The 11,598-nt window shown below is 66.7% G+C and carries 11 protein-coding genes; 8 read left to right on the top strand and 3 right to left on the bottom strand.

Features of this window, described 5'->3' with window-relative positions; translation table 11 throughout:
- Positions 1-39: 39 nt before the first annotated feature.
- Positions 40-1,143, bottom strand: coding sequence for an SRPBCC family protein (locus CF68_RS02505; RefSeq protein WP_035815796.1), 1,104 nt, complete (start codon positions 1,141-1,143; stop codon positions 40-42).
- A 381-nt stretch (positions 1,144-1,524) separates the two neighbouring features.
- Here CF68_RS02505 and CF68_RS02500 point away from each other — a divergent pair, with 381 nt between their 5' ends.
- The 4 genes from CF68_RS02500 (at position 1,525) to folE2 (ending at position 5,677) form a co-directional block, all read left to right on the top strand.
- Positions 1,525-1,833, top strand: a complete 309-nt coding sequence (locus CF68_RS02500; RefSeq protein WP_010813643.1) for an exodeoxyribonuclease VII small subunit — start codon at positions 1,525-1,527, stop codon at positions 1,831-1,833.
- Positions 1,830-2,714, top strand: a complete 885-nt coding sequence (locus CF68_RS02495; protein WP_035815795.1) for a polyprenyl synthetase family protein — start codon at positions 1,830-1,832, stop codon at positions 2,712-2,714. The genes CF68_RS02500 and CF68_RS02495 overlap by 4 nt, the downstream gene beginning before the upstream one ends.
- 25 nt (positions 2,715-2,739) lie before the next feature.
- Entirely contained in the window at positions 2,740-4,656 is a 1,917-nt protein-coding gene (gene dxs, locus CF68_RS02490) for a 1-deoxy-D-xylulose-5-phosphate synthase (RefSeq protein WP_035815794.1), read from the top strand.
- Positions 4,657-4,873: 217 nt separating this feature from the next.
- Entirely contained in the window at positions 4,874-5,677 is an 804-nt protein-coding gene (gene folE2 / locus CF68_RS02485; RefSeq protein WP_035815793.1) for a GTP cyclohydrolase FolE2, read from the top strand.
- Positions 5,678-5,737: 60 nt separating this feature from the next.
- Here folE2 and tsaD read toward each other — a convergent pair whose 3' ends face one another.
- Positions 5,738-6,772: a tRNA (adenosine(37)-N6)-threonylcarbamoyltransferase complex transferase subunit TsaD gene (gene tsaD / locus CF68_RS02480; protein ID WP_035815791.1), complete on the bottom strand. Its 1,035-nt coding sequence runs from the start codon at positions 6,770-6,772 to the stop codon at positions 5,738-5,740.
- Positions 6,773-6,929: 157 nt separating this feature from the next.
- On the opposite strand from tsaD, the gene CF68_RS02475 reads away from it, so the two are divergent.
- From CF68_RS02475 to dnaG, 4 genes are all read left to right on the top strand, one after another.
- Positions 6,930-8,195 (top strand): NAD(P)/FAD-dependent oxidoreductase, encoded by a 1,266-nt coding sequence (locus CF68_RS02475; RefSeq protein ID WP_035815789.1) that lies wholly within the window; start codon positions 6,930-6,932, stop codon positions 8,193-8,195.
- Positions 8,196-8,332: 137 nt separating this feature from the next.
- Complete coding sequence (gene rpsU, locus CF68_RS02470) at positions 8,333-8,545, top strand: 30S ribosomal protein S21 (protein WP_035815788.1); 213 nt, start codon at positions 8,333-8,335, stop codon at positions 8,543-8,545.
- Between the two features lie 128 nt (positions 8,546-8,673).
- Positions 8,674-9,123: a GatB/YqeY domain-containing protein gene (locus tag CF68_RS02465; protein WP_035815787.1), complete on the top strand. Its 450-nt coding sequence runs from the start codon at positions 8,674-8,676 to the stop codon at positions 9,121-9,123.
- Positions 9,124-9,325: 202 nt separating this feature from the next.
- On the top strand, positions 9,326-11,137 hold the full coding sequence (dnaG, locus tag CF68_RS02460; protein WP_035815786.1) for a DNA primase: 1,812 nt from the start codon (positions 9,326-9,328) through the stop codon (positions 11,135-11,137).
- 95 nt (positions 11,138-11,232) lie between these two features.
- Here dnaG and CF68_RS37960 read toward each other — a convergent pair whose 3' ends face one another.
- Complete coding sequence (locus CF68_RS37960) at positions 11,233-11,598, bottom strand: hypothetical protein (protein ID WP_035815784.1); 366 nt, start codon at positions 11,596-11,598, stop codon at positions 11,233-11,235.

The raw sequence follows: 11,598 nt of genomic DNA, 5'->3' as shown, positions 1-11,598 counted from the left end.
TGAGCACTTGACACGGTCAATACATATCAGTCCACTGGACTAGCCGGCGTAAGCCATGGCGCGGCGATACCATTCATGGAAATGCTGCATGCCGTCTTCCATCGGCGACTGGTACGGCCCGACCTCGCTGGTGCCGCGCTTGAGCAGCGCCAGCCGGCCGGCGTCCATGCGCTCGGCGATCTCGTCGTCCTCGATGCAGGTTTCCATGTAGGCGGCGCGCTCGGCCTCGACGAACTCGCGCTCGAACAGCGCGATTTCCTCGGGGTAGTAGAACTCCACCACATTGCGCGTCTTGCGCGGGCCGACCGGGTGCAGCGTCGAGATCACCAGCACGTTCGGGTACCACTCCACCATGATATTGGGGTAGTAGGTCAGCCAGATCGCGCCGTGCTTGGGCAGCACGCCGTCGTTGAAGCGCAGCACCGCGTCGTGCCACTTCTGGTACGTCGGGCTGCCGGGGCGCTTCAGGCCGGCATGCAGGCCCACGGTCTGCACGCTGTGCCACTCGCCGAACTCCCACTTGAGGTCGTCGCATGAGACGAAGCTGCCCAGCCCCGGGTGGAACGGCACGACGTGGTAGTCCTCCAGATAGACCTCGATAAAGGTCTTCCAGTTGTAGTCGCACTCGTGTACCTCGACGTGGTCCAGCATGTAGCCGTCGAAGTTCAGGTCCTGCGCCACGCCCAGCCTGGCCAGGTCGGCGCGCACGTCGCGCTTGCCGTCGAACAGCAGGCCGTTCCAGTTCTGCAGCGGCGAGCGCTTCAGGTGCAGGCAGGGTTGCTTGTCGAAATGCGGCGCGCCGAGCAGCTCGCCCTTCAGGTCGTAGGTCCAGCGGTGCAGGGGGCAGACGATGTTCTGCGCATTGCCGCGGCCGTTGAGCATGATGGCCTGGCGGTGGCGGCAGACGTTGGACATCAGTTCGATGCCGGCGGCGTTGCGTACCAGCATGCGGCCTTCGTCCTCGGCCCTGAGCGTGTGGTAGTCGCCGACTTCCGGAACCATCAGCTCGTGGCCGATATAGCCCGGGCCATTCCTGAACAGCAGTTCGAGTTCTTGTTGATGCAGTGCTTCGTCGAAATAGACGCCGACGGGCAGTTGCGAATCAGCCGGCGCCAGGTTGAGCGCGGTGCTGAGATTGGACATTATCCCCACTCCCAGATGAACAGGTGAAAGCAGTGAACAACCCAACCATCGAAAATTGAATCGATTTGGGAAAGACAGCCGCCAGGTCGGGAGAGACTCCGTACACCCCTGGCGGCGAACGGGGGATTGTACCCGACCCAAAAAGTTAAGGGCCTGATTTTTTTGCCTTTTTAGCGAAAAAGTCGACCCGGGTCGTCATCTGGGTGCCGTACCGGCCTCATTCGGAAAGACGACCCGAGCGCACAAGTCACTTCTGTGGTTTGTGCACCCCGATAGGTCCACGCCGACCGTGCGCAAGGATGGGGCAAGCTCCCGCTTTGGCGTAAAATCCGGGCTTCCCCATCCGGGTTTCCCCCGGGGTCCTTGATTCCAGGTCCTGATATGCCAAAAACGACGACCGCTCCGGTCCAGACCGACAACACCGCCGACACCAGCGCATCGGCGCCGCCCGCTTCCTACGAAGCGGCGATGGCCGAGCTGGAAACGCTGGTGGCCAGCATGGAAAGCGGCGAACTGCCGCTGGAGGCATCGCTGGCGGCCTACCGCCGCGGCGCCGAGCTGGTGCGCTACTGCCAGCAGAAGCTGGAGCGGGTCGAGCAGCAGGTCCGCGTGCTGGAGGGCGATGTGCTCAAGCCCCTGGCCGGCGAGGGCAATGGCGCCAACGGCGCACTGGGGGCGGACGAGGCATGAGTGACTTTGCCCAATGGATGCAGGCCCAGGGCGCCCGCACCGAGGCCGCCCTGCAGGCGGCGTTGCCTGCTGCCGACACCGTGCCGCATACGCTGCACGAAGCCATGCGCTATGCTGCACTGAGCGGCGGCAAGCGCGTGCGGCCGCTGCTGGTGCATGCCGCCGGCGAAGTCAGCGGGGCGGCCCCGGCCGCCTGCGACGCGGCGGCCTGCGCGGTGGAGATGATCCACGCCTATTCGCTGGTGCACGACGACATGCCCTGCATGGACGACGACGACCTGCGCCGCGGCCGGCCCACCGTGCACAAGGCCTATGATGAGGCCACCGCATTGCTGGTTGGCGACGCGCTGCAGACCCAGGCCTTTATCGTGCTGGCCGGTGCCGGGGCGATCGCGCCCGCGGCGCGGCTGCAGCTGGTGGCCGAGCTGGCGCTGGCGTCGGGCTCGACCGGCATGGCCGGCGGCCAGGCGATCGACCTGCAGAACGTGGGCCGCGCCATGACGCGCGAGGCGCTCGAGGCCATGCATCGCATGAAGACTGGCGCGCTGTTGCGCGCCAGTGTGCGCATGGGTGCGCTATGTGGTGAAATCGACGCCCAGGGACTGGCTGCGCTGGACCGCTATGCGGCGGCAGTGGGATTGGCGTTCCAGGTGGTTGACGATATTCTGGACGTCACTGCCGATACCGCCACGCTCGGCAAGACCGCCGGCAAGGACGCCGCCAATGACAAGCCGACCTATGTTTCGCTGATGGGGCTTGACCCGGCACGCGCACTTGCCGGGACGCTGCGCGCCGACGCACACGAGGCGCTGGCCGGCTTTGGCGAGCGCGCGGACCGCCTGCGGGACCTGGCGGACCTGATCGTGCTGCGCACACACTAAACAGAGAGCCGGCCGAACGGACATCATGACCTACGCACTCCTCAACAAGATTGACGCCCCCGCAGACCTGCGCAAGCTCGACCGGCGTGAGCTCCAGACCCTGGCGGACGAACTGCGCGCCTATGTGCTGGAGTCGGTCTCGCAGACCGGCGGCCACCTGTCGTCCAACCTGGGCACGGTCGAGCTGACCATCGCGCTGCACTATGTCTTCAACACCCCGGACGACCGGCTGGTGTGGGACGTGGGCCACCAGAGCTACCCGCACAAGATCCTGACCGGGCGCCGCGAGCGCATGGGCACGCTGCGCCAGTGGGGCGGCATCTCGGGCTTCCCGCGCCGCAGCGAGAGCGAATACGACACCTTCGGCACGGCGCATTCGTCGACCTCGATCTCGGCCGCGCTGGGCATGGCGCTGGGCGCGCGCACGCTGGGCGAGAAGCGCGTCTCGGTGGCGGTGATCGGCGACGGCGCCATGACCGCGGGCATGGCCTTCGAGGCCCTGAACAACGCCGGCGTCTACAAGGACCTGCCGCTGGTGGTGGTGCTCAACGACAACGACATGTCGATCTCGCCGCCGGTGGGCGCGCTCAACCGCCACCTGGCGCGGCTGCTGAGCGGCCAGTTCTACGCGGCCACCAAGAAGGGCATCGAGAAAGTCCTGTCGGTGGCGCCGCCGGTGCTGGAGTTCGCCAAGCGCTTCGAGGAACATGCCAAGGGCATGATGGTGCCGGCCACGCTGTTCGAGGAATTCGGCTTCAACTACATCGGCCCGATCGACGGCCATGACCTGAGCTCGCTGGTGCCGACGCTGCAGAACATCCGCGAGCGCGCGCTGGAAGGCGGCGGCCCGCAGTTCCTGCACGTGGTGACCAAGAAGGGCCAGGGCTACAAGCTGGCCGAGGCCGACCCGATCCTGTACCACGGCCCCGGCAAGTTCAATCCGGCCGAGGGCATCCGCCCGGCGGCCAAGCCGGCGCGCAAGACCTACACGCAGGTGTTCGGCGACTGGCTGTGCGACATGGCCGCGGCCGACAAGCGCCTGGTCGGCATTACCCCGGCGATGCGCGAGGGCTCGGGCATGGTCGAGTTCGAGAAGCGCTTCCCGGGCCGCTACTACGACGTGGGCATCGCCGAGCAGCACGCCGTGACCTTTGCCGGCGGCCTGGCCTGCGAGGGCCTCAAGCCGGTGGTGGCGATCTACTCGACCTTCCTGCAGCGCGGCTATGACCAGCTGATCCACGACGTGGCGCTGCAGAACCTGCCGGTGGTGTTCGCGCTGGACCGGGCCGGCCTGGTCGGCGCCGACGGCGCCACGCACGCGGGTGCCTACGATATCGCCTACCTGCGCTGCATCCCCAACATGATGGTGATGACGCCGTCCGACGAGAACGAGTGCCGTCAGTTGCTGACCACTGCGTTCCACCAGGCGTGCCCGAGCGCCGTGCGCTATCCGCGCGGCTCCGGCCCGGGCGCGGCCATTGCCGCCGAGCTCACCACCGTGCCGGTCGGCAAGGGCGTGATGCGCCGCGAGGGCGGTGCGCGCGCGGGGCATCGCGTGGGCTTCCTGGCGTTCGGCTCGATGGTGCACCCGGCCCTGGGTGCCGCCGAGGCGCTGGACGCCGCGGTCGCCGACATGCGCTTCGTCAAGCCGCTCGACGTGGAACTGGTCAAGCGCCTGGCCGCGGAGAACGACTACCTGGTGACGGTGGAAGAGGGCAGCGTGATGGGCGGCGCCGGCAGCGCCGTGCTGGAGGCACTGGCCGAGGCCGGCATCGACAAGCCGGTGCTGACGCTGGGCCTGCCCGACCGCTTCGTCGACCACGGCGACCCGGCCTATCTGCTGCAGCAATGCGGCCTGGATGCGGCCGGCATCGAGCGCTCGGTGCGCGAGCGCTTCGGGCTGGACCAGCCCAAGGTCACGGTCGCCTCGCGCGTGGCCTGATCACCTGCTGTCCCGAAGGGGATTCGGCCCTCGCACCACGAGTGCGTCCGAATTCCCTTAAACTCCCCTTTTTTGTGTTCGCAGCTGCGGGCCGGCGTGCCACTTGCCGGATCCCGTGGTTTCACACTCGTTGCGCGGCATGGATGGACTGCGAAAATGCCGCGACCGTAAGGGCTCGTGCCGCCCCACCTGGGCGCGACCCTGGAGGAAACCGTAGATGAATGACATCAATCCCGCCTTCGTCATGCCCGACGTCCAGTCGAGCCCCGACACCCGCCAGATCCCCATCCAGCGCGTCGGTGTCAAAGGCGTGCGTTACCCCGTGACCCTGAATACCCCGACCGGCATCGTGCCGACCGTGGGCACCTTCAATCTCGACGTGCACCTGCCGGCGGACCAGAAGGGCACGCATATGTCGCGCTTCGTCGCGCTGCTGGAAGAAGAGCGCGCGCCGCTGGAGCTGGCCAGCTTCCGGCTGATGCTGGACAAGATGCTGGAAAAGCTGGAAGCCGAGGCTGGCCGCATCGAGGTCACCTTCCCGTACTTCGTCAGCAAGACCGCGCCGGTGTCGGGCGTGGAGTCGCTGCTGGACTACGAGGTCACGCTGACCGGCGAAGTGCGCAACGGCGCCACTCGCGTGTTCCTGAAGGCGCTGGTGCCAGTGACCAGCCTGTGCCCGTGTTCGAAGAAGATCTCGCAGTACGGCGCGCACAACCAGCGTTCGCATATCACCATGGACGTGGAACTGGCCGGCGAGCTGCCGGTGGAAGCGCTGGTGCGCATGGCCGAGGAAGAGGCCTCGTGCGAGCTGTGGGGCCTGCTCAAGCGCCCCGACGAGAAGTTCGTCACCGAGCGCGCCTATGAGAACCCCAAGTTCGTCGAGGACCTGGTGCGCGATATCGCCATGCGCCTGAATGCGGATGACCGTATCGTGGCCTATGTGCTGGAGGCGGAGAACTTTGAGTCGATCCACAACCACAGCGCGTATGCCGTGATCGAGCGGGACAAGCGCGTCGACTGAGCGCGTTGTCGCTGCAATGAAAAGAGCCACCGCATGCGGTGGCTCTTTCTTTGGTCCGTTTCAGGCCGCCGAAGGCAGGCGGATATCCGCCAGGTCCCAGCGCGGCGTCACGCCGTAGCTATACTCGTGCCGCGCCAGTTCGGGCGCGGCCTGCAGGCGCATCGCGCCGGCAAACGCGATCATCGCGCCGTTGTCGGTGCAGAACGCCAGGTCCGGGTAATACACGTCGATCTTGCGCTGCTTGCCCATCTGGTCCAGACGCTCGCGCAACTGCCGGTTGGCACCCACGCCTCCCGCCACCACCAGCCGCTTGTGGCCGGACTGCTTGAGCGCCGCCATCGACTTGGCGGCCAGCACGTCGACAATGGCATCGACAAAGGCGCGCGCCAGGTTGGCGCGGTCCTGCTCGCAGGTGTTGGCGAGCTTGCGGGTTTGCGTCAGCACCGCGGTCTTCAGCCCGGCGAAGGAGAAATCCAGGTTGCCCGAATGCAGCATCGGCCGCGGCAGCGCAAAGGCGCCGGGAATGCCGAATTCGGCCAGCCGCGACACTTCCGGGCCGCCCGGATAGCCCAGGCCCAGCAGCTTGGCGGTCTTGTCGAAGGCTTCGCCGGCGGCGTCGTCCAGTGTTTCGCCCAGCAGCGCGTAATCGCCGATGCCGCGCACTTCCATCAGTTGCGTATGCCCGCCCGACACCAGCAGCGCCACGAACGGGAAGGGCGGCGGCTCGCGCGTCAGCAGCGGCGACAGCAGGTGGCCTTCCAGGTGGTGCACGCCCACCATCGGCACGTTCAGCGCAAAGCCCAGTGCATTGGCGACCGAGGCGCCCACCAGCAGTGCGCCGGCCAGCCCGGGGCCCTGGGTGAAGGCGATGGCGTCGATGTCCTGGCGGGTGCGGCCGGCATCGGCCAGCACCTGCTCCAGCAGCGGCAGCACGCGGCGGATATGGTCGCGCGACGCCAGCTCCGGCACCACGCCGCCGTAGTCGCGGTGCATGGCGATCTGCGAGTGCAGCGCGTGCGCGAGCAGGCCGGTCCCGGTGTCATAGAGGGCGAGGCCGGTTTCGTCGCAGGAGGATTCGATGCCGAGGACAAGCATGGGAAGCGCATAGGGCCGTCCCCGGTCAGGGAAACGGCTGTCGAAACAACAGGTTGCAGGAAGCGCGCAGGGTAGCACAGCGGCGCGCGGCGTGCTTTTCGCTACAATCTGCCCTTTCTCTGGCGGTGGCAATACACATGGATGCGCGAGGCATGCAATGAGCGGGGCAACATCGGCCCGGACGGGCCGGTATGACGTGGCCGTGCTGGGTGCGGGCGCGGCCGGCATGATGTGCGCCGCCGTGGCCGGCCAGAACGGCGCGCGCGTGGTGCTGATCGACCATGCCACCAAGCTGGCCGAGAAGATCCGCATCTCGGGCGGCGGGCGCTGCAATTTCACCAACCTGCAGGCCGGGCCCGCCAACTACCTGTCGTCCAATCCGCACTTCTGCCGTTCGGCGCTGGCGCGCTACACGCCGCAGGATTTCCTTGGCCTGATGCGCCGCTACGGCATCGACTGGCATGAGAAGCATCGCGGCCAGCTGTTCTGCAACGACAGCGCCGAAGACGTGATCGCCATGCTGCGCGCCGAATGCGACACCGGCCATGTGCGCTGGCAGACCGGCTGCAGCGTGGCCGAGGTCCGACGCGAGGGCGACGACTTCCTGCTGCTCACCGCCACCGGCACGGTGCGGGCCGGGGCGCTGGTTGTGGCCACCGGCGGGCTGTCGATCCCCAAGATCGGCGCCACCGACTTTGGCTACCGCATCGCGCGGCAGTTCGGGCTGGGCATCGTCGAAACCCGCCCGGCGCTGGTGCCGCTTACCTTCGATGGCAAGGACTGGGCGCCGTTCGCGCCGCTGGCCGGCGTGTCGCTGGAAGTGGATGTCGCCACCGGCAATGGCAAGGCGGCCGGAGCCTTCCGCGAAGACCTGCTGTGGACGCACCGTGGCCTGTCCGGCCCCGCCGTGCTGCAGATCTCCAGCTACTGGCGCCCCGGCACGCCGATCGCCATCGACCTGTTTGATGGCGAGGATGCCGCCGCCTGGCTGCTCGAGCAGAAGGCCGGCAGCCGCAAGCACCTGGGCAACCTGCTGGCGCAACGGCTGCCGGCGCGGTTGGCCGATGCCTGGTGCGCGGCCTCGGGCGTGGATGCCACCATGCCGCTGCATGATGTGACCGACAAGGCCCTGCGCAAGCTCGGCGCCACGCTCAACGGCTGGCGCATCGTGCCGTCGGGCACCGAGGGCTATCGCAAGGCCGAGGTCACGCTGGGCGGGGTCGACACGCGGGCGCTGTCGTCAACCACCATGATGGCCCGCGAGGTACCGGGCCTGTATTTCATCGGCGAGGTGGTGGACGTGACCGGCTGGCTGGGCGGCTACAACTTCCAGTGGGCGTGGGCGTCCGCGGTGGCGGCGGGGCAGGCCGCGGCTGAGGCATCGCGCACCGCGTCGGCAGGGCAATCGGTAGCCCAAGGGTAGGCTGGCGATAGCCCGAAGGGCAGTGAGCGGCACTCGGCAAGTGTCCGTTGCACGCCACTTCCGCGCTCGATTGTTGGTGCTACAATCCAGAACTTCGTAGAGCCGCTTATCCCGAAAATTCTTCATTTTCTGGCCAAATGACCACGATCCGCCTCAAGGAAAACGAGCCTTTTGAAGTTGCCATGCGCCGTTTCAAGCGCACCATCGAGAAGAACGGGCTGCTCCCGGAGCTGCGGGCGCGCGAGTTTTACGAAAAGCCCACTGCCGCGCGCAAGCGCAGGAAGGCAGCCGCCGAAAAACGCCATTACAAGCGCATCCGCAGCCAGATGCTGCCGCAGAAGCTGTACTGACCCCGGCGCTCCCGCTTGCATCCGACCCGCTATGGCATAGGCTTCGGCGGGTTTTTGCATTCTGGGCCTTGCAGCGGGCGGTCACCGCCGCCACCTGTGAGTGTCCACCCACTTTCTGGAAGATCACGATGTCCCTCAAAGCCCGTATCAGCGAAGACATGAAGACCGCCATGCGCGCCCGCGAAACGGAGCGCCTCGGCACCATCCGCCTGCTGCTGGCCGCCATCAAGCAGCGCGAGGTCGATGAGCGCGTGGAGCTGGACGATACCGCGGTGCTGGCCGTGGTCGAGAAGCTGATCAAGCAGCGCAAGGACTCGATCTCGCAGTTCCAGCAGGCGGGCCGCAATGACCTGGCAGACAAGGAGTCGGCGGAGGTCGAGGTGTTGAAGGCCTACATGCCCGCCGCGCTGTCGGACGAGGAAGTCGCCGCTGAAGTCCAGCAGGCCGTTGCCGCCACTGGCGCCGCCGGTCCGCAGGACATGGGCAAGGTCATGGGCGTGCTCAAGGGCAAGCTGGCCGGCCGTGCTGACATGACCGCCGTATCGGCCCTGGTCAAGGCCGCACTCGCAGCAAAGTAAATACTGATTTAATCGGTTGCGAGCAAGATAAGCACCGGATCTGCGTGGTTCGGTGCAGTTGCACGGAGATGTCATGCAGTCCGGGCGGCCCTATCGCGCTGCACTACAATATTCCGATAGCAGCCGGGCGCCGCACCGGTCACGCATTCCTAAAAGAAGCCGCCCGCCGCGGGACGGCCCATGCCTCAGGACGGTCAGTCGGGTGATTCCGCAATCCTTTATTCAGGACCTGCTCAACCGTGTCGACATTGTCGATGTGGTGGGCAAGTATGTGCAGCTGAAGAAGGGCGGCGCCAATTTCATGGGGCTGTGCCCCTTCCATAACGAGAAATCACCGTCATTCACGGTGTCGCCGACCAAGCAGTTCTACCACTGCTTCGGATGTGGCGCCCACGGCTCGGCCATCGGCTTCCTGATGGAGTTTTCCGGCCAGTCCTACCCGGAAGCGGTGCGCGAACTGGCCCAGTCGGTCGGCATGAGCGTGCCGGAAGAGCGCGACCGGCTGCCGCCCGGGCAGCGCGCGGAGCAGCAGGCCCGTTCGGTGGCGCTGTCCGACGCCATGACCCGCGCCACCGATTTCTACCGCCGCCAGCTGCGCGGCGCGCCGCAGGCGATCCAGTACCTGAAGGGCCGCGGCCTGACCGGCGAGATCGCCGCGAACTTTGGCCTGGGCTATGCGCCGGATGACTGGCAGGGCCTGGAGGCCGTGTTCGGCAGCTATCGTGATGACAACGTGTCGGCGCCGCTGGTCGAGTGCGGCCTGCTGATCGAAAGCGACAAGCGCGATGCGGACGGCAAGCCGCGCCGCTACGACCGCTTCCGCGACCGCATCATGTTCCCTATCCGCAACACCAAGGGGGCCGTGATCGGCTTCGGCGGACGCGTGATGGGGCAGGGCGAGCCCAAGTACCTGAACTCGCCCGAGACCCCGCTGTTCAGCAAGGGCACGGAGCTGTACGGGCTGTTCGAAGCCCGTCACACGATCCGGGAAACCGGCTACGTGCTGGTGGTCGAAGGGTATATGGACGTTGTGGCGCTGGCCCAGCTCGGTTTTGCCAATGCCGTTGCCACCCTGGGCACGGCGTGCACCCCTGTGCACGTGCAGAAGCTGCTGCGCCAGACCGATGCCGTGGTGTTCTCGTTCGACGGTGACTCCGCCGGGCGCCGCGCGGCCCGGCGCGCGCTGGAAGCCTGCCTGCCGCACGTGGCGGACAACAAGACCATCCGCTTCCTGTTCCTGCCGGCCGAGCACGATCCGGACAGCTATGTGCGCGAAGAGGGCACCGAAGCCTTTGCCAACCAGGTACGTAATGCCATGCCGCTGTCGCGCTTCCTGCTGCAGTCGGTCACCGAGGAGCTGGACCTGCGCCAGCCGGAGGGCCGCGCCCGGGCCCAGTACGAGGCCAAGCCGCTGCTGCAGGCCATGCCCGCCGGCGGCCTGAGGCTACAGATTGTGCGTGAACTTGCCGATGCCACGGGGACGACACCCGCGGAGATCGAAGCCATCTGCGGCCTGCGCAGCGACCCGGCCCGCGTCGGCCGCTTCGCCCAGCCGCGCCCGCGCACCCGCCGGCAGGCTCCGACCGGGCTGGAGCAGCGGGTGATCCAGCTGCTGATGTGCTATCCGGCGCTGTCGGCAAGGCTGGACGAGGATGCGCGCGCGCTGCTGCTGGGCGGCGAGAGCAGCGACAGTGAAGTGCTGGCGCACCTGGTGGAGGCGTGCGACAGCGTGCAGGGCGAAGTCAATTTTGCGGCCTTTAGCGAACACCTGGCCCAGTCGCCCTATGCCGAGGTGTATGCCGTGGCGCGCACCGCGGTGCTGCGAGAAGAGATCGAAGAGGCACCCGCAATACAGGATTTCGATGCGGCTATCACCAAGCTGCTGGCCGAGCCGCTGCGGCGCGAACTCGACGGCCTGCAGGCGGAGGTGGTGGCCGGCACGGCCGATGAAGCGGCCAAGCAGCGCATGCGCTGGCTGGTGGGAGAAATCCACCGGCGGCGCCAACTTGGCTGAGGTGCCTGTGGGTGCCCTGGCTATCAACCAGGAGGCAGCAGTAAGCGTTGGATAAGGGACTGGGCCCGGCCCTGCCGAGCTTAAGCCTTGATTTTTCAGGTGAAAACCTCACCTGACAGGGAGCCGGCTATGCGTGGCGTGCTACAATAGCCGGTTTGGATTGCGAAATCTTTCTCTCCAGTTCTGGTGAAAGTGAGCGTGCCAATGGCAAAGGCCAAAGCAACCGAAAGGGTTACCTCTAAAGCTCCCCAATCAGGGAGCGGCAAGGCGTCTGTGAAAACAACGGCGGCGAAGACATCGACCGCGTCAGTCAAGACACCAGCCCGGTCTGCGCCATCAAAGTCCGTGCGTAGCGCGCAAGCGCCCGCCGTGACGACTCCCACCAGGACTCGCACATCCGAAAAGACAAAGGCCTCGACTTCGGCACGCGAGAGCGGCAAGAGCGCCAGTACGAGCGGCAA

Source organism: Cupriavidus sp. SK-4, assembly GCF_000611125.1.
GTDB classification, from domain to species: Bacteria; Pseudomonadota; Gammaproteobacteria; order Burkholderiales; family Burkholderiaceae; genus Cupriavidus; species Cupriavidus necator.
Note: the sequence above shows the minus strand (reverse complement) of the source record. Positions and strands in the feature narration are given on the sequence as shown.

Bases quoted from the DNA above. Each gene is read 5' to 3' on its own strand.
- tsaD (WP_035815791.1), bottom strand. From the start codon at position 6,772: ATGCTTGTCCTCGGCATCGAATCCTCCTGCGACGAAACCGGCCTCGCC.
- CF68_RS02465 (WP_035815787.1), top strand. From the start codon at position 8,674: ATGTCCCTCAAAGCCCGTATCAGCGAAGACATGAAGACCGCCATGCGC.
- CF68_RS02505 (WP_035815796.1), bottom strand. From the start codon at position 1,143: ATGTCCAATCTCAGCACCGCGCTCAACCTGGCGCCGGCTGATTCGCAA.
- CF68_RS02475 (WP_035815789.1), top strand. From the start codon at position 6,930: ATGAGCGGGGCAACATCGGCCCGGACGGGCCGGTATGACGTGGCCGTG.
- rpsU (WP_035815788.1), top strand. From the start codon at position 8,333: ATGACCACGATCCGCCTCAAGGAAAACGAGCCTTTTGAAGTTGCCATG.
- CF68_RS02495 (WP_035815795.1), top strand. From the start codon at position 1,830: ATGAGTGACTTTGCCCAATGGATGCAGGCCCAGGGCGCCCGCACCGAG.
- folE2 (WP_035815793.1), top strand. From the start codon at position 4,874: ATGAATGACATCAATCCCGCCTTCGTCATGCCCGACGTCCAGTCGAGC.
- dxs (WP_035815794.1), top strand. From the start codon at position 2,740: ATGACCTACGCACTCCTCAACAAGATTGACGCCCCCGCAGACCTGCGC.
- CF68_RS02500 (WP_010813643.1), top strand. From the start codon at position 1,525: ATGCCAAAAACGACGACCGCTCCGGTCCAGACCGACAACACCGCCGAC.